The organism is Neisseria sp. KEM232, assembly GCF_002237445.1.
Lineage (GTDB): Bacteria > Pseudomonadota > Gammaproteobacteria > Burkholderiales > Neisseriaceae > Neisseria.
The window spans coordinates 760,629-781,643 of record NZ_CP022527.1; the positions used below are offsets into that span (position 1 = coordinate 760,629).

Consider the following 21,015-nt stretch of genomic DNA (forward strand, 5'->3'; position numbering starts at 1 on the left):
GCCTTTGAGGCCGTCTGAAAACCCAAAAACCGCGTGCGTTGCTGCACAACACACCCTACCCGAAACCCAGTAGGGTGTACCGCCCCAAGCGGCGCAGGCGTTTTCGGCGATACCGGCTATCCGCGCAGAGGCCGTCTGAAAGCCCGAATCTGCCTTTCAGACGGCCTCAGTTTTTGCCTGTGCCCTGTAAAAACACATCGTAATCCGGCAGACAGGGCAGCAGGCCGTCTGAAACGGTGTGGCGGCTGTCGGCGCGCAGGTTGGCGAGGGCGAGGGGGCGGTTGTTTTCGTCGGCGATCAGCGGCCAGCAGGGGCGGATGAAGGGGGGGATGCGGTGTTCGTGCAGGATTTGTTTGGGCGGTTTGCGGCCGTTGGGGGTGTGCAGCAGGTCGCCTTTTTCTATCGGGCGGATGCGCAGGGTTTGGCTGAGGAGGCTGCGCGGCAGGCCGTGGCGGGCGCGGCGGAACTGCCAGCCTGCGGCCTGTAAGTCTGTCAGGCTGCCTTGCACGGCGGCGGGGGTGTACTGCCGCTGCCAGTCTTGCGGCAGGAGGAACAGGCGGTTTCGGCTGGCGATGAGGGTGTGATCGGACAGCGGCCATTGTGCTTCGCCTGTGCCGATTTGGTTGAGCACGCGGCAGAAGTCGGCGAGGAAGGCTTGGTTTTTCAGGCTGCCTCCCGTTTCGAGCAGCAGGCGGCGGGCGGTTTGGCGGCGGCGGGCGGGGGCGAGCTGCCGCCAAGCGGCGGTGTTGAAGCCGTGTGCGTCGTGTACGGCCTGCCAGTCGGCGTCGGCGGTTTCCTGCAATACGGCCAATTCGTCCTGCAAGAGGGCGACGGCGGCGCGGATGTGGGCGTCGAGCTGCGGCTGTATCTCCCGCAGGCGGGGCAGGCCGTCGTGGCGCAGGCGGTTGCGCAGGTAGGCGGGGTCGGCGTTGGCGGGGTCGGTGATGTAGTCGAGGCGGTGTTCTGCGGCGTAGGCGGCCAGTTCGGCGCGGCTGTAGGGCAGAAGCGGCCGCCAGATGTGCACGGCGGGGTTTTCGGCAAGGGGGCGCAGCCCGGGCATGGCGGCGAGGGCGCGCAGGCCGCCGCCGCGCAGGGCGGCGAGGAAGAAGGTTTCGGTTTGGTCGTCGGCATGGTGGGCGGCGGCGAGGATGTCGGCACGGCTGCGGGCGAAGGCTTGGTAACGCGCCTCGCGGGCGGCGGCTTCGATGCCGCGTCCTGCGGGGCGGACGGTAACTTTTTCGACGCGCAGGGGGATGCCGAGGCACTCGCAGCAGCTGCGGCAGAAATCGAGCCAGCCGTCGGCATCGGCGTGCAGGCCGTGGTGGACGTGGACGGCGGTCAGTTCGGCGTTCAGGCTGCCTTTGAGCTGCGCGAGAATGTGCAGCAGGACGACGGAATCGAGCCCGCCGCTGAGGGCGGTTTCAATACGGCGGGCGCGGAGGACGGCTTCGGGCAGGGCGTGGAGGACGGCGGCGGGGACGGGGTGCATAGTTTCGGGTTTTCGGAGCGGGTTGGCGGGAGGCCGTTCCTACCTATACCCCTGCGGGGCATAAACGCGGGAACGATGTTTCTGAAAGCGCGGTTTCGGCGAAGCGAAAACCGCCTTTAAGGCTTCGCCCCGCTGCTTTCGGAAATGTCCAGGGTGGCGGCGCAGGCTGCGGCGGCGCATTCTGTTAGGGTGAGCACGGCGGTGTAGTCGGCGTCGGCGGCTGCCGTCCAAAGCAGGCTCGGGTTTTTCAGGCCGCTCTGTTCGCCCACAAGCGCGCCGTGGCGGGTGGATTCGTCATACAAATCGACATGTGCGCTGCTGTTGAACAGTTGCAGACGCAGTTTGCCGCAGTGTTTGCCGCAGCTGCCGCTGATGCGGTAGGTTTTACCGGCGGCAAGACGGGCGGCGGCGGTGATGGTTTGTCCGGCGGGAAGCTGTTCGGTTTGACTGACGATGCCGCGTGTGGCAGGCGCATTGTCGGCGGCGCAGGCGGCGGATGCGGCAAACAGGGCGGCGAACATCAGGGCGGTTTTTTTCATGGGGTTTCCTTTGGTTGGGGATGGGGTTTGGTTGCGGGGGCGGGTTTCAGACGGCCTCAAAGGCCGTCTGAAAGCCGTAGGATTCAGCGAAGCCAAAACGGGAGGCGGCGTTTCAGGCTGCCTTTAAAGTTCTGAAACCGCGTGCGTTGCGGGGCAACACACCCTACACAGCGGGCTTTCAGGCTGCCTTCGGGCAACTGCAATCCGCTCCCTCTCCTGCGCTTGCGCGGGGGAGGGTTGGGGAGGGGGTGGCGGTTGGAAAACCGCTTTCCCATCGCTCCGCAAAAATTGCCACAGCGGCAACCACCTCCATCCTGCCCCTCCCCCGCGAGCGGGAGAGGGAACGGGGTTTTCAGACGGCCTCTGAGGCAGCCTGAAACGGCAAAACACGGCTTTTCAGGCTGCCTTGGGTTCAGATTTTATACGCCGTTTCGCCCAAGGCTATCGGCGCGGGGTTTTGCGCCACCCATTGCGCGGCGAGTTCGCACAGGCGTTGGGAGAGCGTGCCGTCGTCGCCGAGGATGCCTTTTTGGATGGCGGCGATTTCGGCGAGTGCGTCGGCGGCAAGGGGCGTGCCGAGTTTGGCGTATTTGGGGAAGGCGTTGATCATTTTGCGGTGTTCCCTGCCCCAGTTGCCCATGGCGTTGCGCAGCAGTTCGTCGCGGATGCGTCCGGCGATGCGGATAAGCTCGCCCTGCACGGTGGCTGCCGCGCCGCTTGCGGGGACGAGTTTGTCCCAGCCGTTGATGTATTGATCCCACAGGGTGTCGCCTGCGAGGACGATGGGGGTGGTGAGATCGGGCGACGGCGGCTCTTGGCGCGCGGTTTCGGGATCGACGCCGAACATTTCGCACAGGCGGCGCAGGGCGGCGTAGCCTTCGGGTGTGTGTGGGACTTCAAAGCGTTCCATGTGTTCGTCGTAATGGTCGCGCGACCATGCCACCTGCTCGCGCTGCTGTTCGGTGATGGTCATGCCGGCCTGCAAATAGAGTTCGGCGCAGGCAATCATGTCGGCAATTCTGTCAGAGAGCGGGGCGGTATCCAACAGGCTGTCAAACGGGGTTTGCCCGCGCCGGTTTTTGGCGGCGGGGTTGGCACCGTGCACAAGCAGCAGTTTGACCAGCGGCGCGGTTCGGCGAAATGGAGGATGGTGTTGCCGAACTCGTTGGCGTAATTGGCGTCGGCGCCGTTTTGCAGCAGCACGGCGGCGTGTTCGGCGTTGCCTGATGTAACTTGGTGGTAGAGCGGCGGGCTGTCGTCGGCGGTGCGTTGGAAATTGACGTCCGCGCCGTGGTCGATCAGCCATTGCATAAAGGCGGGCGGGGTGGCGCGCATCGCCAGCGGGTGCGATTTCCCTATGGTGCGCTCGACGGCGTTGATGTCGGTGTCGTCATACACGGCTTGCAGGGCGGCAAGATCGCCTGCTTGGCACAGTTCGCAGAAGTTTTTGGGGAGGGTGGTTTTCTTTTTGGGCATGGGGGAGTCCTTTCTTTGGGTGGAACGGCTTTTCAGACGGCCTTAAAGGCTGTCTGCTTCGGCCGGCACAGTTAACAAAAACAGTCTGTCTGACAGACTAAGGCCGTCTGAAAGCGGAGAAACGGGGCTCTCAGACGGCCTTTTTGTGTTTACGGTTTGGCGTTTGCGGGCGGGGCGGCGGGTTTGGCGTTGTTGAGCCATTGCCATTGTTCGCGGATGGCGCGTTCGAGTGCCTGTTGTTTTTCTTCGGCGTTCGCCAGCCCTTCGGTGAGGCCTTTGTAGTCGAGTGTAACGGAGAGGTTGTCGGGTTTGCCGCGGATGATGAGGGGGACGGGTGTGCCCTGCCCGCCTGCGGGGTAGAGTTTGAGGCGCTCGTTGAGGGTCATGGTGTTGAAGTCGGTGGCGCCGGTGAGTTCGATGCGGAAGGTGTCGGAGTGGAGTTCGGCTTTGTCGTGGCGGCTGATGCCTTTGCCGATGCTGCTGCTCATGGTGAAGCGTTCGAAGGGGGTGGCGGAGTTGCCGTCTGTTTGCACGGGTTGGCTGCCGAGGAGGTTTTGCAGCGCGCGGTTGAGGTTGACGCCGTGCCATGCGCCTTTGCTGAGGTTGAGTTCGAGGGTGCCGGAGAGGGTGCGGGTGAGGCCGGCGCGGCCTGTGCCTTGGGCGGTGAGGTCGATTTCGGCGTCGCCCCTGCCGCTGATGTTGCCGTAGCGGAAGAGATCCTGCATGAGGGGGCGGATATTGATGTTGCGGGCGTATTGTTGCAGGCGGTAGGTGGGCGGGGTGGTGGCGGCCATGCTGATGCCGCCTTCCATCACGCCGTTGTAGAGTTCGGCGCTGAAATCGGGCAGGACGATGCGTTCGCGGTCGGCTTGCAGGCGGGTGGCGAGGTTGTTGATTTCGAGATTGGGCGATTGCAGGGTTTTGACGGCGATGTCGGCTTCGATTTCGGGCGCACCGGGTTTTTGCAGCCAGGCGGGGTAGGCGGCGGCGCTGTCGGCGGGCAGGCTTTCGAGATAGGGAGACAGGGAGAGTTTGTCGAGGCGCAGGTCGGCATTGAGGCGGGCGGGCTGTTTGTCGGCGGCGGGGGTGTAGGCGGCTTTGAGGGCGAGGGCTTCGCGGTCGAGCTGTCCTTTCAGACGGCCTTCCCAAGAGCCGTTGCGGTATGTCCACGAGCCGTCGAGTTCGCTGACGAGGCGGGGGCGGGGGTTGCCGGTGAGGTTGTCGAGGCGGGTGGTGAGTTTGAGGGCGGGCAGCACCCAGTCGGCGCCGCTGCGGTTGACGGCGGTGTCGAGTGTGAAGGCGGTTTGTGTGGCGGCGGTTTTGCGGCTGCCGTTGAGGAGCGCCTGTTCGACGGCCAGCGAGCCGGGGCGCAGGGCGATGTCTTTGGCCGAGAGGGTGGCGTCCCACTGTGCGTCGTCCCATTGCGCGGTGAGCACGGCGTTGGCGGAGCGGGCAGACAGTCCGCCGGCGGCGGCGTTGAGCGCGGGCGCTTCGGCGTTCAGGTGGAGTTTGTAGGCGGGGATGTCGAGCTGCAAACCGGCTTGGGTGAAGCGGATATTGTTGCCGCGCCGCTGCCAGAGGGTGTCGGCGGTGAAACGGAAGGCCAGTTCGGCGTCGCGGTAGCGGCTGCTGCCGGTGAGCGCCATTTCGGGCATCTGCCAGCTGCCGCCGCTGCGGTGGAGCACGCCTTGCAGTTTCCATTGGGTTTCGTTTTCCCACAGCGGGGTTTTCAGACGGCCTTCCGCTTTGATTTGGGTTTGTTCGTCGTCGGCGTTGTTGATGTTGAGGCCGACGCCTTCGAGAACGTGCCGGTGCTGCGGCGTGTCGACCAGCACGCGCCCGTCTTCGATGATGATGCGGTCGACTGCCGCGCCGCTCTGTTTCGCCAGCAAATCGCGCACGTTCCATTCGCCCGCCGCGTCACGCGTCAGGAAAACGACGGGGCGGACGAACACCCATTTTTCTATCCTCGGCTCGCCGAAAAGACTCGCCCAGCCGACGCCCAGCCGCATTTCTTCGGCACGCATTTGTGTGCCTGCGCCGCCGGGCTGCGTCAGCTCGACCTGTTTGAGCGTCACCGTCGGGCGCGGAAAAATGGCGGTGGACACGCCGTTTTCCACAAAACGCACGCGCCGCTCCGTTCCGGCCACCGCTTCGTCTGCCGCGCGCCGCAGGTTTTCCGGCGAAAAAAGCCAAGAGAGCAGGAAATATTTTGCCGCGAAGGCCGACGCAAACAGCAGCGTGCCGCCGCTGATGAGTTTCATCCAGAATTTACCCGATTGCAGACGTTTCATATCCCGTGCCGATGGTGCAAAAAACAGCGGCGGAGTATAGCAGATTGCGCCGCGCCTTTTTCAGACGGCCTCGGCATCTGCCCGGGCGGCGCAAAAGGCCGTCTGAAAAGGACGAAGGCGGCGGTTTCGACTCCGCTTTCAGACGGCCTTTGCATCCTGTGCTACCATCGACGGCCTTATTCCGCAGGAGCAGCCGAACCATGATTATCGTGATGCACAAACACGCGCCCGCAGAAGCCGTGGCCGCCGTTATCGGATTCATCCGCAGCAAAGGCCTGCGCGAACACGTTTCACGCGGCGACGAGCGCACCATCATCGGCGCGGTGGGCGACGAGCGCGTGTTCCAACCGCAGGAAATCGAAGCCCTGCCCCACGTCGAACGCGCCATCCGCGTGCTTTCCGACTGGCGCATCATCAGCCGCGAAACCCAGGCCGAAGACAGCGTGATTACCGTGCGCGGCGTTGCTTTCGGCGGCGCGAAAATCCTGTCCGTCACCGCCCTGCCCGACCGCACCGACGCCGACGCACTCTTTCTCGACCCCTTCCGCCTGCCCGCCAGCCCCTACGCCGAGCAACAGCCGCCGAACGAAAAAGAACAAATCCGCCTGCTGCGCGAGAGCACCGCCGCCAACCATGCCGCAGGCCGCCCCGTGCTGGTACGCATCCGCGACGTGCGTCAAATCGAAGCCGCCCTGCAGGCCGCAGCCGACATCCTCTATCTCGGCGGCGAACTGATGGCCAACCGCGCCCTGCAGGACGAAACAGGCCGTCTGAACACCCCGCTGGTGCTGTGCAAAGACAAACACCACACCGCCGACGAATGGCTCACCGCCGCCGAACACATCGCTCTCAAAGGCAACCGCCAAATCATCCTCGGCGAAAGCGGTACACTCAGTTTTTCTGCCAACCATCCGCACCGCCTCGACACCGAAGCCGTTGTCCGCGCCCGCCGCCTCTGCCGCCTGCCCGTGCTTGCCAACATCACCCGTCTGCACCACAACGACATGCCGCAGGAAATCCTCCTCAAACTCGCCTGCGCCGCAGGCGCGAACGCCGTCGTCCACACCCTGAACACAAGCATCCGTTAATATCGAACCGCCGTCCGCGTCAGGCAGCGGAAACTCGGTGCAAAGGCCGTCTGAAAACGCAGAAAGAGCAAGGCTTTCCCGCGCTTCAGACGGCATCATTGCATTTGTTTATCACAATCCTTTTCATACTGTAAAACCCCCTGCCCTTCGTATTCCTATTTACCAAGATTTGGTTTATAGTTCGGCCACTACTGCAAACTACATTTGCAGTGTTTCAGAAGAAAAACAGCCAAGGAACAATATTATGTTAGAAACTTACCGCAAAGCCGCCGCAGAGCGCGAATCCCTGGGCATCCCCGCCCTTCCCCTCACCGCACAGCAAACCGCCGATCTGGTGGAACTGCTGAAAAATCCCCCCGCCGGCGAAGACCATGAATTTTTGGTCGAACTGCTTGCCCACCGTGTGCCGCCGGGCGTGGACGACGCTTCCAAAGTCAAAGCCTCTTTCCTTGCCGCCGTTGCCGAAGGCAGCGCCGCAAGCCCGCTGATTTCCCCCGAATACGCCACCGAACTCTTGGGCACCATGCTCGGCGGCTACAACATCCATCCCCTAATCGAGCTTTTGGACAACGACAAGCTCGCCCACATCGCCGCAGACGGCCTCAAACACACGCTGCTGATGTTCGATTCTTTCCACGACGTGCAGGAAAAAGCCGAAAAAGGCAATCCGCACGCCAAAGCAGTTTTGGAATCTTGGGCCAACGCCGAATGGTTTACCGCGCGCGAAAAAGTGCCGGAAAAAATCACCGTTACCGTATTCAAAGTCGATGGCGAAACCAATACCGACGATCTCTCCCCCGCGCCCGACGCATGGAGCCGCCCCGATATTCCGCTGCACGCGCTGGCGATGCTGAAAAACCCGCGCGAGGGCATCAATCCCGACAAACCGGGCGAAGTCGGCCCGATCAAACTCTTGGAAGAGCTTAAAGCCAAAGGCCATCCCGTGGCTTATGTCGGCGATGTGGTCGGTACCGGCTCTTCTCGCAAATCTGCCACCAACTCGGTGATTTGGCACACCGGCCAGGACATTCCGTTTGTACCGAACAAACGCTTCGGCGGCGTGTGCCTCGGCGGCAAAATCGCACCGATTTTCTTCAATACGCAAGAAGACTCGGGCGCGCTGCCGATTGAAGTGGACGTATCCGCGCTGAAAATGGGCGACGTGGTCGATATCCTGCCTTACGAAGGCAAAATCGTGAAAAACGGCGAAACCGTTGCCGAGTTTGAACTGAAATCGCAAGTGCTGCTCGACGAAGTGCAGGCCGGCGGCCGCATCAATCTGATTATCGGCCGCGGCCTGACTGCCAAAGCGCGCGAAGCGCTCGGCCTGCCCGCTTCCGAGGTTTTCAGGCTGCCTCAAGCGCCTGCCGCAAGCAATGCAGGCTTTACTCTGGCGCAAAAAATGGTCGGCCGCGCCTGCGGTCTGCCCGAAGGAGAAGGCGTGCGCCCCGGCACTTACTGCGAACCGCGCATGACTACAGTAGGCTCGCAGGACACCACCGGCCCGATGACGCGCGACGAACTCAAAGACCTCGCCTGTCTGGGTTTCTCCGCCGACATGGTGATGCAATCGTTCTGCCACACCGCCGCCTATCCGAAACCCGTTGACGTGAAAACGCATAAAGAGCTGCCTGCGTTTATTTCCACGCGCGGCGGCGTGTCGCTGCGTCCGGGCGACGGCATCATTCATTCGTGGCTCAACCGACTCTTGCTGCCCGATACCGTCGGCACCGGCGGCGACAGCCATACCCGTTTCCCGATTGGCATTTCTTTCCCTGCCGGTTCCGGTTTGGTGGCCTTTGCCGCCGCAACGGGCATGATGCCGCTGGATATGCCGGAAAGCGTGTTGGTACGCTTCTCAGGCAGCCTGCAACCGGGTGTGACCCTGCGCGATTTGGTCAATGCGATTCCGCTATATGCCATCAAGCAAGGCTTGCTCACCGTGGCCAAAGCCGGCAAGAAAAATATTTTCTCCGGCCGCATTCTGGAAATTGAAGGCCTGCCTGATTTGAAAGTGGAACAAGCCTTTGAATTGACCGACGCATCCGCCGAACGTTCCGCTGCAGGCTGCACCGTGAAGCTCAATAAAGAGCCGATTATCGAATACATGAAATCCAATATCGTGTTGATGAAAAACATGATTGCCGACGGCTATCAAGACGCGCGTACGCTGGAACGCCGCATTAAAGCGATGGAAAACTGGCTGGCGAATCCACAACTGCTCGAAGCGGATAAAGATGCCGAATACGCCGCCGTGATTGAAATCAATATGGACGACATTAAAGAGCCAATTATCGCCTGCCCGAACGACCCGGACGATGTGTGCTTTATGTCCGAAAAATCCGGCACGGTCATCGACGAAGTGTTTATCGGCTCGTGCATGACCAACATCGGCCATTACCGCGCCGCGTCCAAGCTGCTGGAAGGCAATAGCGACATCCCCGTACGCCTTTGGGTGGCGCCGCCGACCAAAATGGATGCGCACCAGCTTTCGGACGAAGGCCATTATGGCGTACTCGGCCGTGCCGGTGCACGCTTGGAAATGCCGGGCTGCTCATTGTGCATGGGCAACCAAGCGCGAGTACACGAAGGTGCAACGGTCATGTCCACTTCTACTCGGAACTTCCCGAACCGACTGGGCAAAAACGCCAATGTATTCCTAGGTTCCGCAGAGTTGGCCGCCATTTGTTCCAAACTCGGCAAAATCCCGACCGTTGAGGAATACCAAGCCAATATCGGCATCATCAACGAACAGGGCGACCAGATTTACCGTTATATGAATTTCAACGAAATCGACGAATATAACAAAAAAGCCGAAGCAGTAAACGTGTGAGCTGCAGACCTTTCAGACGGCCTCAATGGTTGCTAAAAGGCCGTCTGAAAACCCGAAACAGCAAACGGAACAACACAGCTTGTTCCGTTTTTTCTTGCCCGCAACACAGCCAAAAGGCCGTCTGAAACGCCCGCACCGACAGGGTTTTCAGACGGCCTCATCCATGCCCCGCCCCGACAAAATCGGGTACAATCCGCAGCTTTACGACCACCAACCGAATTCCCATCATGCTCGAAAAAGACCACCTCGACAAAACCCAATTCGCCGACAACCACTTCATCCGCACCATCATCGAAGAAGACCTCAAAAGCGGCAAACACAGTGCCATCCAAACCCGCTTCCCACCCGAGCCCAACGGCTACCTGCACATCGGCCACGCCAAATCCATCTGCCTCAATTTCGGCCTCGCCTATGTGTATGACGGCTTGTGCAACCTGCGCTTTGACGACACCAATCCCGAAAAAGAAAGCGACGAATACGTCAATTCCATCAAGGAAGACGTGCAATGGCTGGGCTTTGAATGGGCGGGCGAGCCGCGTTTTGCCTCCAATTATTTCGACCAACTGTTCGACTACGCCGTCGGCCTGATTCAAGACGGCAAAGCCTATGTCGATGATTTGACCGCCGAAGAAATGCGCGAATACCGCGGCACGCTGACCGAAGCGGGCAAAAACAGCCCTTACCGCGACCGCAGCGTCGAAGAAAACCTCGACCTCTTTATGCGCATGAAAAACGGCGAATTCCCCGACGGCAGCAAAACCCTGCGCCTGAAAATCGACATGGCTTCGGGCAACGTCAATATGCGCGACCCCGTGATTTACCGCATCCGCCGCGCCCATCACCACAATACCGGCGACAAATGGTGCATCTACCCGATGTACGACTACACGCATTGCATTTCCGATGCCATCGAAGGTATCACGCATTCCTTGTGCACGCTCGAGTTTGAAGCCCACCGCCCGCTGTACGACTGGGTGTTGGACAATATCCCCGCGCCGCACGCCACCCGTCCGCGCCAATACGAGTTTTCCCGTTTGGAGCTTTTGTATTCCATCACGTCCAAACGCAAGCTGAACCAACTGGTTTCAGACGGCCACGTTTCCGGCTGGGACGACCCGCGTATGCCGACCATTTCCGGTATGCGCCGCCGCGGCTACACGCCCGAAGGCCTGCGCCTGTTTGCCAAACGCGCCGGTATTTCCAAATCTGAAAACATCGTCGATATGAGCGTGTTGGAAGGCGCGATTCGCGAAGAGTTGGAAAATTCCGCCCCGCGCATGATGGCCGTGTTGAATCCGATTAAAGTAACGCTCACCAATTACGATGCCGCCCGCACCGAAAGCCGCATCGCGCCGTATCACCCAAGCCGCGAAGACATGGGCAGCCGCGAACTGCCGATTTCGTCCACGCTCTACATCGAAGCCGACGATTTCAGTGAAAACCCGCCCAAAGGCTGGAAACGCCTGACGCCCGGCGGCGAAGTGCGCCTGCGCCACAGCTATGTGATGAAGTGCGACGAAGCGGTGAAAGACGCCGGCGGCAACATCGTTGAGCTTAAATGCAGCCTGGATTACGACACCTTGGGCAAAAACCCAGAAGGCCGCAAAGTGAAGGGCGTTATCCACTGGCTTTCCGCCGAACACGCCGTACCCGCCACGGTGCGTTTATACGAGCGCTTGTTCACCGAGCCGCGCCCCGACGCCGTGCGCGGCGAAGACGGCGAATACCTGCCCTTCACCAATTTCCTCAACCCCGAATCCGCGCGCGAAATCCAAGCCTGGGTCGAAGCCTCCGCCAACGATTTGCCGCCCGAGAGCCGCTGGCAGTTTGAACGCCTGGGCTACTTCGTTACCGACCGCCGCGACCACGCGCAAAGCAAGCCCGTGTTCAACCGCACGGTTACGCTGAAAGATTCTTGGCAGCCCAAGTAATCTGTTTGCAATAGCGATATTGGAAGGTCGTCTGAAAACTTGAAATCGGGTTTTCAGACGACCTTTGTTGATAAAGGAATGAGATGGAACGTTATTCTGTACATTTAAAACTGCTGGGGATGGCGGTATTGTGGGGTGCGTCTTGGCCGATGGGGCGGATGCTGGGGCAGTCGCTGCCGCCGCTGACGGGTGGGGCGGTTCGGTTTGTATTGGCTTCGGTTTTGTTGTTGGGTTGGTTGTTTGCGCGCAGCAGGTTCGCGACTTTGGCGGCTTTGTCGGCACGGCAATGGCTGGGCTTGGCGGTAGCTGCTTCCGTCGGGGTATGCGGCTATGCGGTGTTTTTTATGTTGGGTTTGCAGGCGATGCCTGCGGGCAAGGCGGCGGTGGTCGTAGCGGTGAATCCCGTGTTGACGTTGCTGCTGGCGGCTTGGCTTTTCGGCGAGCGTTTAAACGCGAAGATTTTGGCGGGTATGCTGTTGGCGGTTTGTGGCGCGATAACGGCGGTAACGCAAGGGCAGCCGTTGGCGGTATTATCGGGCGGCATCAAGGCGGGGGAGTGGCTGATTTTCGGCTGCGTGGTCTGTTGGGCGGCTTATACCTTAATCGGACGCGCGGTTTTGCGCGGTATAGACGCGCTGACGGTAACGGCGGCAACATCGTTCATCGGCGCGCTGATGTTGGCGGTGGTGGCGTTGTGGGTCGATGGATTGCCGTTTGAGGCAATGGCGGCGATGGATGCACGCGGTTGGACGGCATTAGCGTGGCTGGTCATCGGCGCGACGGTATTGGCTTACGCGTGGTATTTCGAAGGCGTGAAGATTTTGGGCGCAGGCAGCGCGGCGGCGTATATTACGCTCGTGCCGATTTTCGGCATGTTGTCTTCGGCGTGGGTTTTGGGCGAACCTTTGCATATTTCTCTGGTTGCGGGCTGTGCGGCAGCGGTCGGCGGCATGACACTGATGCGGTATGGGCAGAAGGTCGTCTGAAATTTTTGTTCGGGCATTTTTACTTTATTGAAATCGGGTTTCAGACGACCTTTTATTTATAATAGGTAAGCCGTAGTTTGTCGGGCATTTATGCCCGACAAACTACGGCAAATTTGAAAAATGTCGGGCATAAATGTCCGACCTACTACTGAAAAGAGATTTTCAGACGGCCTTCAGCCTTAAAGCAGCCTGAAAACATCCACCAACCCCATACAAGGAAACCAATATGAAACTTCCCACCCGCGCCGCCCTGATCGGCAGCCTCTGCCTGCTGGCCGCCTGCGCCGCCAAACCCATTGAAGTCAGCATGCAGGCCGCGCGCAACGCCGACTACGGTCGTTACCCCAAAGACTACCAACAGCACATCCGCAGCTATCTGGACGAAAACCTGCGCGATGCGGGCAGCGCGAAAATCCGCATCACCACCCCGCCGCGCAAAGTGCTCCGCCTCAGTAACCAGGGCGTGCAAGGCAGCGGCCGCGCCGGCTGGGACGCCTTCTACCTGGCCTGCGCCGACGTCAACGCCAAAAACGCCTACGGCGGCTACACCGGCTGGCAGACCAAAATGTTCCGGTTCAAAAACAACACAATAGAAGGCAATCCCACAGGCGCTTACGCCGCCTGCACCAGCAAAGACGAAATCTACATCGACACCACCCTCATCTTCGGCGGCGACCAAGTAAATATCGTCCCCTAAGCGGAAACCCGCAGCAGCAGGGTGTGTTGACATTCAACTTTTAAAGTAAGGTAGGTCGGGCATTTATGCCCGACATTTGTCAAATCTGCCGCTGTTTGTCGGGCATCAATGCCCGACCTACTACTGAAAAGAGATTTTCAGACGAACTTCAGCCTTAAAGCAGCCTGAAAACATCTACCAACCCCATACAAGGAAACCAATATGAAACTCCCCACCCGCGCCGCCCTGCTCGCAGCCTGTCCCTGCTCTTGGCTGCCTGCGCCAGCCCGATGGTCGATATCAGCATGCAAAGCATCCGCAGCGCCGACTACGGCATTTATCCGAAAGACTACCGTCAGCGTATCCGGCAACATCTGAACAAAACCCTGCTCGATGCCGGCAGCGCGCGGGTCAATATCACCATGCCGCCGAAAAAAGTATTTGAAATTACGAGGGATTTGAATCCACGACGGGGCGATTATCTGGAAACCCGCCCCTATTATCTCGTTTGCATTGAAATCAATGCCAAAAACGCTTACGGCGGCTACACCGGTTGGCAGACGCAAACTTACGAGTTTGAAAACGGCCGGATGAAATCCGACGCCGTCGTGTCAACCCGCGTATGTGACAGCAAAGACGATCCCTATATCGATAACCGCGACCCTTATGAGCGGATGAATATTCTTCCGTAGGATTTGTCGGCCGGAAAAGCAGCCTGAAAAACCGATAGGCCGTCTGAAACCCGCAAACCGTGTTTTCAGACGGCCTTTTGCCGATGCGGATGGCCGCAGCTTCACATTCGTCAACACTATTCACGCGTTTGTGCCCGCAGGGATACAAGCGAAAGCGGTTTCAAAGCCCGTCCAAACGCAAATCCGCCAAATCCCTGTTTGGGCGGCGGGGGTAAAACTGCTATCATCCGCCCTGTTTTCCTATTCGCCGGAACAGCGCTTTCAGACGGCCTCCATGCCGTCTGAACGTTTTCCGCCAAAGAAAGAACCGCCATGAGAAACACCGTCCGCCTCTCCCTTGCCGCCCTGATACTCGCCGCCTGTACGACGGAGCAGCCCGTCGAACCCGTCAGGCAGGGAACGGAAGCACAAGCAGGCAACGGCTTCGGTCTGCCCACCGTGCGCAGCGGTGAAAGCCCCGCCAAAACCCTCGACGACTACGCGCGCTACGAAGGCGTGATGCGCGCCGCCAAAGCGGGCGACGACATCCAGCCCGCCCAATTCCTTGCCGGGCAGAGCGCCAGCGCGATGGGCGAAAACGTCCGCAACGAATGGCTCAAAAGCCTGGCGCGGCGCGGCAGCTGGCAGACCTTCCAAAGCGAATACGCCAAACTCGAACCCGAAGGCCGCAGCCGCGAAGTGCGCTGCCACGCGGAAAACTTTGCCGACAGCGGCATGGCGGCCGAACTCGTGCGCGAAACCGGCCGCCTGCCGCAGGGCTGCACCGCGCTGGTGGAAGCGCGGGCGGCACAAGGCCGTCTTAATCCTGCCGACGCATGGCGGCGCGTGCGCGGCCTGATTGCCGCCAACCAAACCACCGACGCGGCCAACCTCGCCGCAGCCCTCGGCAGCCCCTTGGGCAGCAGCGGACAAGGGGCGCAGGAAAACCTGTTGCGCGACATCATCGGCGCGGCGGCGCAGAAAGCGCCCGCGGCGGCGGCAGGCCGTCTGAACGCGCTCGAAGGCAGCCTCACGCGCGAACAGGCAGGCTTTGCCTGGGGCGTGCTCGGCCTGCGTCAGGCCAAAAACCAAAACTTCGCCGGCGCCCTCGCCTACTACGCCCGTTCCGAGCGCAAACAGCTCACCGACGAACAGCTCGAATGGTATGCCCGCTCGGCCTTGCGCGTGCAGGACTGGCCGCTGCTGGCCTCCGTGATCGGAGACATGCCGGAAAAACTGCGGCAAGACCCCGCCTGGCTCTACTGGCTCGGCCGCAGCCTGGCCGCGCAGGGAAACCGCAGCGAAGCGCAAAACCTTTACCGCCGCGCCGCCGAAAGCGGCCGCAATTTCTACGCCCTCTTGGCTGCCGAAGAAACCGGCGGCCGCGTCAACACCCGCAACACCGCCGCCGCCACGCCGGCACGCGATTTACAGACGCTGGCGCGTGACGGTGCCATCGCCCGCGCACTCACCCTGTTCCAGGCATCGGGCGGCAACATTGCCATGCGCCGCGCCGCGCAGGCCGAATGGCGCTACGCCACCCGCGCCTTCAACGACGGCGCCAAGCTCGCCGCCGCGCGGCTGGCCGCCGACCACGGCTTTTACGAAATGTCCATCCACTCGGCCGACAACGCCTCCGGCAAACTCGACTACACCTTGCGCTACCCCGCCCCCTTCCGCGACACCGCCACCCGCTACGCCGCCGAAGCGGGCGTCGACCCGGCCTGGGTCTATGGCCTGATCCGTCAGGAAAGCCGCTTTATGATCGGGGCGCAATCGGGCGTCGGCGCACAGGGGCTGATGCAGGTGATGCCCGCCACCGCCCGTGAAATCGCCCGCAAAACGGGAATGTCCGACAGCGAGCTCTACACCACCGACGGCAACATCCGCATGGGCACATGGTATTTGGGCGACGCCAAACGCCGCCTGCAAAACAACGAAGTGATGGCCACCGCAGGCTACAACGCCGGCCCCGGTCGCGCCCGCCAATGGCAGGCCGCTTTACCGCTGGAAGGCGCAATCTACGCTGAAACCATCCCCTTCGACGAAACGCGCGACTACGTCAAAAAAGTGATGGCCAACGCCACCTACTACGCCTCGCTGTTCAACGAGCCGCAAACCTCGCTCAAACGCCGCATGGGCGTTGTGCCGGGAAAAATGTAAGGGCGGCGCGAAACCGTCCGTTTCAACAAGCAACCGTCAAAAACCAACCATCTGAATCCGAGAAAGACCATCTATGACCTGGGAAACCGTAATCGGCTTGGAAATCCACGTCCAGCTCAATACACAATCCAAAATTTTCAGCGGCGCGAGCACCGCCTTCGGCGCCGAGCCCAACGCACACGCCAGCGTGGTGGAATGCGCGCTGCCGGGCACGCTGCCGGTGATGAACCGCGAAGTGGTGGAAAAAGCGATTAAGCTCGGCTTGGCACTGAATGCCAAAATCAACCAGAAAAACGTGTTCGACCGCAAAAACTATTTCTATCCCGATCTGCCCAAAGGCTACCAAATCAGCCAGTTGGACTTGCCGATTGTCGAACACGGCAAGCTGGAAATCGTCGTGGGCGACGAAGTGAAAACCATCAACGTAACCCGCGCCCACATGGAAGAAGACGCGGGCAAATCGGTGCACGAAGGCTTGAACGGTGCCACCGGCATCGACCTGAACCGCGCCGGTACGCCGCTGTTGGAAGTGGTGTCCGAACCCGAAATGCGCTCCGCTGCTGAAGCCGTGGCCTACGCCAAAGCCTTGCACGGCCTGGTTACTTGGCTGGATATTTGCGACGGCAATATGGCCGAGGGCTCGTTCCGCGTCGATGCCAACGTGTCCGTGCGCCCCAAAGGGCAGGCGGAATTTGGTACGCGCCGCGAGATTAAGAATTTGAATTCATTCCGCTTTTTGGAGCAGGCGATTAACTACGAAGTAGAAGCGCAAATCGAGATTTTGGAAGACGGCGGCAAGGTGCAGCAGGCAACCATGCTGTTTGACCCCGAAAAAGGCGAAACCCGCGTGATGCGCCTGAAAGAAGACGCGCACGACTACCGCTATTTCCCCGACCCCGACCTGCTGCCCGTGATCATTTCAGACGGCCAAATGGACAAAGCCCGCGCCGCCATGCCCGAGCTGCCCAAAGAAATGGCGGCACGTTTTGTAAACGAGTTCGGCGTAAGCGAATACGACGCGCGCCTGCTTACCGCCAGCCGCGTTCAGGCTGCCTATTTCAGCGAAGCCGCCCAAGCAGGCGGGCAGGGCAAGCTGGTTGCCAACTGGATGAACGGCGAATTGGCGGCAACGCTGAACCGCGAAGGCTTGGAGCTGGAGCAAAGCCCGATTACGGCGGCGCGCCTTGCCGCGCTGGTGGGCAAAATCGCCGACGGCACATTGAGCAGCAAGCTGGCGAAAAAAGCTTTCGAAGCGATGTGGGCAGAACCCGAAGCCACAATCGAACAAATCATTGAGAAACATGGTTTGGTGCAAATCACCGACACCGGCGCGATTGAAGCGATGGTGGACGAAGTGCTCGCCAACAACGCCAAAGCCGTCGAGCAGTTTAAAGCGGGCAACGAAAAAGCGCTAAACGCGATTGTCGGGCAGGTGATGAAAGCCAGCAAAGGCAAGGCGAATCCCGCGCAGGTGCAGGAGGTGGTGAAAGCGAAATTGGGCTGATGCAGCCTGAAAGCCCAAAGGCAGCCTGAAACCGTTTTCAGGCTGCCTTTGGTACAAGTCTGAAACGTGCTGACTGTTTTGCCGATAATTTTTCAGGCTGCCTGATATAGCGAGTCAAGATGAAAAGATACAAAACAGCAAACCGCAGACAATACACACGCACGAAAAGACGCAGCAACGCCGCAGATTTTGTGTTGGCTCTATAATTTTAAGAACCGTGGATTAAATTATGAATGTAAACAAAGATTTTTTTCTTGCAAAAGACGGCCATCCGAGCCTGAAGCAGTTTTATTTTATTGGAGCGCCATTTGAAAAAGCATTGGAACTCTATTTAAAAAGATTAATGGATTTAAGCGACTTTTATCAGAATTTAAAACCGAAACTATCGTATTTGGATGAGGGATATACCCTCAGTCAGAAATTGGATTTCTTGAATCCGCTTGAGATTACCGGATCATCCAAATATTTATTATTGGAAACACAGTCTGATTGGTCATTGCTAATAGGTAATAACCGGAACGGCACAGACTTTTCAAGTGTGCCGTATCTAGCCTTGCTGTGGAAAATCCAATTATTGACTATGTACTTACGCCCCTATTTTGGCAAAGACGAATTCGGTGCGGTCTCATTTACCCTGTATGAGGGCAGCAAACAGGTTTCCCGTCATGACTGCGAAACCAGAAATGTTATGCTGCATAAAGAAACCAGTCGTGTCGAGTTTATGGAATATGGCACGCCGCTGCCGTTTGAACAAACAGAAAAATACACCGAAAGATTCAAAAAGAACAGGCTAACTGTGGAGATGGTCGAAGAATATTGCAAACATTTAGGCATTTCATTATTTGATTTGGACTTCTACCAGTCTAAAGCTGCCCTAATTGAGATATTGAGAAACAAATAACTTTCGTCTTTTTAAAAAAGCAACCTGAAAGCTGTTTCTAGCGTTTTCAGGCTGCCTTTGCGACAAAAGGAGACGGCAATGAAAGCAAACCAACCGTCCGATATGTGGAAAACCGCACTGAAAATCGCCTATCGCCTGTCTGTTTTGCTACCTGTTTCCTGGTTGGCATGGCATGGTGACGCGGCGGCGGCATAACGCTTACCCTGCATGTGCCGCTGGCGATAGCGGTATTTTTGATGCTGCAAAACGCGTTTGTCATACCCTTATCCACGATTGATTCGCAGCGGCATGATGCCGAGCCGCGCCATTTTTCGTCCATGCCATTGGTGGGCGAAATCATGGTTTATCTTTTCAAAATGGCGATGGCGCAAGCGCAAAAATGGCAGCCAAACCATGATTGGCTAGACGTGTAGGCTTGGGTCTTGCTGCCCTTGGCGCTTGCATCTTGGCTGCTTGCGCCGCGGCTGTGGCATCGCTTGGCGAAATGATTTTTCAGGCAGCCTGAAAGCTGTTTCTGCCGTTTTCAGGCTGCCTTTGCCGCCCTGTCTGATGCTTACCGATAATACGAAAATCCCATATTTTTCTCTCTTTATCAAGCATATTGTCCGGCCTGCTGCTGTTTTGCCAAAGGCCGTCTGAATCCTTTCAGACGGCCTCTTTAACGGAAACCCCGCCATGCCTCCGATGCACAACCGTTTCGACGATTGGCTGACCCGCCGCCGGCCGCGCCCCGATTTGCGCGGCGGGCGGCGGTTTGCCGTCGAATTTTATTTTTTCGGTTTGAAAGAAGCGCGCGCCTGCCTGTTTGCCGGGCTGTTTTTCCTCGCCATGTTCGCCGTGCCGCGCGGCGGGCTGTTCGGCGTCGCCCGCTATGACGTGCTGCTGGTGTTCGCGCTGGCGGTTCAGACGGCCATGTTGGCGCTGAAACTGGAAATGTGGGACGAAGTGAAGGCTGTTACCCTGTTTCATATCGTCGGCTTTGTGCTCGAACTCTTCAAAACCTCGTCGGCCGTCGGCTCGTGGAGCTATCCCGATCCCGCGTTGAGCAAAATCGGCGGTGTGCCGCTGTTTGCCGGATTTATGTATGCGGCGGTTGGCAGCTACATCATTCAGGCGTGGCGGCTTTTCGATTTGAAAATCGAAAGCCATCCGCCCTATTGGCTGGCGACGCTGTGCTCGCTGCTGATTTACGTCAATTTTTTCAGCCACCACTACATCGGCGACTACCGCTGGTATCTCGCCGCCTTCGCCCTCGGCCTCTACGCCCGCACCTCGGTGCGCTTCACGCCCTACGATACCCCGCGCAAAATGCCGCTGCTGCTGGCCTTCGTGCTCATCGGCTTTTTTATTTGGCTGGCGGAAAACATCAGCACCTTCGCCGGCATCTGGCGTTATCCCAACCAAATCGGCGCGTGGTCGGCCGTGCACATCGGCAAATGGAGCTCGTGGGCGCTCTTGGTGATGATGACTTTCACCATCGTCGCCAATCTGAAACACATCAAGCGCACCATTGCCGTATCGAAGGATTAGGCCGTCTGAAAGGCTGAAAGATACAAAAAGGCCGTCTGAAACCCCGTTTTCGGGCCTTCAGACGGCCTCTGTGTTTCAGACGGCCTAATTTCGGTAATCCAACACAAAGCGCGCCCCTTCATCCTGCGCCAGCAGGCGCGCCAGAGCCGGCAGGTTGTCGCGAAGCTGTGCGGCCAGAAGATAGGGCGGGTTGATCAGGAACATGCCGCTGCCGTGCATTCCGAAGCCGTCGGCACGCGGCGTGGCGGCGTGCAGCTCGGCCAGCAGGTAATTGTCGGGCGACAGTTTTTTCAGCTGTTCGGGCAGGCGGCGGCTTTCTTCGCGGCTGAGGCAGGGATACCACAGCAGATAGCAGCCCTGCGCAAAGCGTTTTTGCGCCTCTTTCAGCGTCTGAACCACGCGCGCGTAGTCCTGTTTTTCTTCGTAGGACGGGTCGATTAACACCACGGCGCGGCGGGTCGGCGGCGGCAGCAGGGCAATCAGCCCTTTGAAACCGTCTTCCCGTTTGAGGATGCCGCGCCGTTTCAGCCCCGCCTCACGCATATTGTTTTCCAGCAGGGCAAAATCCGCCGGGTGCAGCTCGAAGAGGCGCAGCTTGTCGTCTGCGCGCGTTTGCGCCTGCGCCAGCCAGGGCGAGCCGCAATAGAGGCTTGCCTGCGGCAGGATGTCTTTCAGACGGCCTCGAAACTGCGCCAGCGGCTCGGGCAGAGCGTCCGCCGCCATCAGACGGGCAATGCCGTCGCGGTATTCGCCGACCTTCTGCGCCTCGCTACCGCCCAAGTCGTACAAACCCGCGCCGCTGTGCGTGTCGACATACCAATAGGGCTTGTCTTTGCGGTTGAAATAATCGAGCACCAGCCAGAGAACGAAATGTTTGAGCACGTCGGCATGGTTGCCCGCATGGAAGGCATGGCGGTAGCTGAGCATAGTAGGG

Annotated in this window: 16 protein-coding genes; 10 read left to right on the forward strand and 6 right to left on the reverse strand. The window is 59.3% G+C overall.

The genetic code is table 11. The features are described from left to right. Positions 1–166: 166 nt before the first annotated feature. The 5 genes from tilS to CGZ77_RS03820 form a co-directional block, all read right to left on the reverse strand. On the reverse strand, positions 167–1,489 hold the full coding sequence (gene tilS, locus CGZ77_RS03800; protein WP_009426801.1) for a tRNA lysidine(34) synthetase TilS: 1,323 nt from the start codon (positions 1,487–1,489) through the stop codon (positions 167–169). A gap of 116 nt (positions 1,490–1,605) precedes the next feature. Beyond that, positions 1,606–2,028 carry a hypothetical protein gene (locus CGZ77_RS03805; RefSeq protein ID WP_009426800.1) on the reverse strand — a complete coding sequence of 141 codons (423 nt, stop codon included), beginning with the start codon at positions 2,026–2,028 and terminating at the stop codon, positions 1,606–1,608. A 412-nt stretch (positions 2,029–2,440) separates the two neighbouring features. Then, positions 2,441–3,037 (reverse strand): hypothetical protein, encoded by a 597-nt coding sequence (locus tag CGZ77_RS03810; RefSeq protein WP_009426798.1) that lies wholly within the window; start codon positions 3,035–3,037, stop codon positions 2,441–2,443. Further along, positions 3,034–3,504: an ankyrin repeat domain-containing protein gene (locus CGZ77_RS03815; protein ID WP_009426797.1), complete on the reverse strand. Its 471-nt coding sequence runs from the start codon at positions 3,502–3,504 to the stop codon at positions 3,034–3,036. Before CGZ77_RS03815 ends, CGZ77_RS03810 begins: the two co-directional genes overlap by 4 nt. Before the next feature lie 149 nt (positions 3,505–3,653). Next, positions 3,654–5,798, reverse strand: a complete 2,145-nt coding sequence (locus tag CGZ77_RS03820; protein WP_094030951.1) for an AsmA family protein — start codon at positions 5,796–5,798, stop codon at positions 3,654–3,656. Positions 5,799–5,998: 200 nt separating this feature from the next. Here CGZ77_RS03820 and CGZ77_RS03825 point away from each other — a divergent pair, with 200 nt between their 5' ends. The 10 genes from CGZ77_RS03825 (at position 5,999) to CGZ77_RS03875 (ending at position 20,081) form a co-directional block, all read left to right on the forward strand. Continuing rightward, on the forward strand, positions 5,999–6,886 hold the full coding sequence (locus CGZ77_RS03825) for a chorismate mutase (RefSeq protein ID WP_036496439.1): 888 nt from the start codon (positions 5,999–6,001) through the stop codon (positions 6,884–6,886). A 244-nt stretch (positions 6,887–7,130) separates the two neighbouring features. Beyond that, the gene (gene acnB / locus CGZ77_RS03830) at positions 7,131–9,719 is read left to right on the forward strand and encodes a bifunctional aconitate hydratase 2/2-methylisocitrate dehydratase (protein WP_094030952.1); all 2,589 of its coding nucleotides are present in this window, start codon (positions 7,131–7,133) and stop codon (positions 9,717–9,719) included. A 227-nt stretch (positions 9,720–9,946) separates the two neighbouring features. Next, positions 9,947–11,650, forward strand: a complete 1,704-nt coding sequence (locus tag CGZ77_RS03835) for a glutamine--tRNA ligase/YqeY domain fusion protein (protein ID WP_036496437.1) — start codon at positions 9,947–9,949, stop codon at positions 11,648–11,650. A gap of 83 nt (positions 11,651–11,733) precedes the next feature. Next, positions 11,734–12,636: a DMT family transporter gene (locus CGZ77_RS03840; protein ID WP_094030953.1), complete on the forward strand. Its 903-nt coding sequence runs from the start codon at positions 11,734–11,736 to the stop codon at positions 12,634–12,636. A 226-nt stretch (positions 12,637–12,862) separates the two neighbouring features. After that, positions 12,863–13,333: a hypothetical protein gene (locus CGZ77_RS03845; protein ID WP_009426790.1), complete on the forward strand. Its 471-nt coding sequence runs from the start codon at positions 12,863–12,865 to the stop codon at positions 13,331–13,333. Positions 13,334–13,602: 269 nt separating this feature from the next. Beyond that, entirely contained in the window at positions 13,603–14,004 is a 402-nt protein-coding gene (locus CGZ77_RS03850) for a hypothetical protein (RefSeq protein ID WP_009426788.1), read from the forward strand. Between the two features lie 312 nt (positions 14,005–14,316). Then, positions 14,317–16,146 (forward strand): lytic transglycosylase domain-containing protein, encoded by a 1,830-nt coding sequence (locus CGZ77_RS03855; protein WP_009426786.1) that lies wholly within the window; start codon positions 14,317–14,319, stop codon positions 16,144–16,146. Between the two features lie 73 nt (positions 16,147–16,219). Then, on the forward strand, positions 16,220–17,650 hold the full coding sequence (gatB, locus tag CGZ77_RS03860) for an Asp-tRNA(Asn)/Glu-tRNA(Gln) amidotransferase subunit GatB (protein WP_009426785.1): 1,431 nt from the start codon (positions 16,220–16,222) through the stop codon (positions 17,648–17,650). 229 nt (positions 17,651–17,879) lie between these two features. Continuing rightward, complete coding sequence (locus CGZ77_RS03865; protein ID WP_094030954.1) at positions 17,880–18,551, forward strand: hypothetical protein; 672 nt, start codon at positions 17,880–17,882, stop codon at positions 18,549–18,551. 675 nt (positions 18,552–19,226) lie between these two features. Then, on the forward strand, positions 19,227–20,081 hold the full coding sequence (locus tag CGZ77_RS03875) for a DUF817 domain-containing protein (protein ID WP_009425891.1): 855 nt from the start codon (positions 19,227–19,229) through the stop codon (positions 20,079–20,081). Positions 20,082–20,165: 84 nt separating this feature from the next. Here the strand turns inward: CGZ77_RS03875 and CGZ77_RS03880 are convergent, their stop codons facing one another. Beyond that, positions 20,166–21,008, reverse strand: a complete 843-nt coding sequence (locus CGZ77_RS03880) for a 23S rRNA (adenine(2030)-N(6))-methyltransferase RlmJ (RefSeq protein ID WP_009425892.1) — start codon at positions 21,006–21,008, stop codon at positions 20,166–20,168. Positions 21,009–21,015: the final 7 nt, after the last annotated feature.

Bases quoted from the DNA above. Each gene is read 5' to 3' on its own strand.
- tilS (WP_009426801.1), bottom strand. From the start codon at position 1,489: ATGCACCCCGTCCCCGCCGCCGTCCTCCACGCCCTGCCCGAAGCCGTC.
- CGZ77_RS03805 (WP_009426800.1), bottom strand. From the start codon at position 2,028: ATGAAAAAAACCGCCCTGATGTTCGCCGCCCTGTTTGCCGCATCCGCC.
- CGZ77_RS03810 (WP_009426798.1), bottom strand. From the start codon at position 3,037: ATGATTGCCTGCGCCGAACTCTATTTGCAGGCCGGCATGACCATCACC.
- CGZ77_RS03815 (WP_009426797.1), bottom strand. From the start codon at position 3,504: ATGCCCAAAAAGAAAACCACCCTCCCCAAAAACTTCTGCGAACTGTGC.
- CGZ77_RS03820 (WP_094030951.1), bottom strand. From the start codon at position 5,798: ATGAAACGTCTGCAATCGGGTAAATTCTGGATGAAACTCATCAGCGGC.
- CGZ77_RS03825 (WP_036496439.1), top strand. From the start codon at position 5,999: ATGATTATCGTGATGCACAAACACGCGCCCGCAGAAGCCGTGGCCGCC.
- acnB (WP_094030952.1), top strand. From the start codon at position 7,131: ATGTTAGAAACTTACCGCAAAGCCGCCGCAGAGCGCGAATCCCTGGGC.
- CGZ77_RS03835 (WP_036496437.1), top strand. From the start codon at position 9,947: ATGCTCGAAAAAGACCACCTCGACAAAACCCAATTCGCCGACAACCAC.
- CGZ77_RS03840 (WP_094030953.1), top strand. From the start codon at position 11,734: ATGGAACGTTATTCTGTACATTTAAAACTGCTGGGGATGGCGGTATTG.
- CGZ77_RS03845 (WP_009426790.1), top strand. From the start codon at position 12,863: ATGAAACTTCCCACCCGCGCCGCCCTGATCGGCAGCCTCTGCCTGCTG.
- CGZ77_RS03850 (WP_009426788.1), top strand. From the start codon at position 13,603: ATGGTCGATATCAGCATGCAAAGCATCCGCAGCGCCGACTACGGCATT.
- CGZ77_RS03855 (WP_009426786.1), top strand. From the start codon at position 14,317: ATGAGAAACACCGTCCGCCTCTCCCTTGCCGCCCTGATACTCGCCGCC.
- gatB (WP_009426785.1), top strand. From the start codon at position 16,220: ATGACCTGGGAAACCGTAATCGGCTTGGAAATCCACGTCCAGCTCAAT.
- CGZ77_RS03865 (WP_094030954.1), top strand. From the start codon at position 17,880: ATGAATGTAAACAAAGATTTTTTTCTTGCAAAAGACGGCCATCCGAGC.
- CGZ77_RS03875 (WP_009425891.1), top strand. From the start codon at position 19,227: ATGCCTCCGATGCACAACCGTTTCGACGATTGGCTGACCCGCCGCCGG.
- CGZ77_RS03880 (WP_009425892.1), bottom strand. From the start codon at position 21,008: ATGCTCAGCTACCGCCATGCCTTCCATGCGGGCAACCATGCCGACGTG.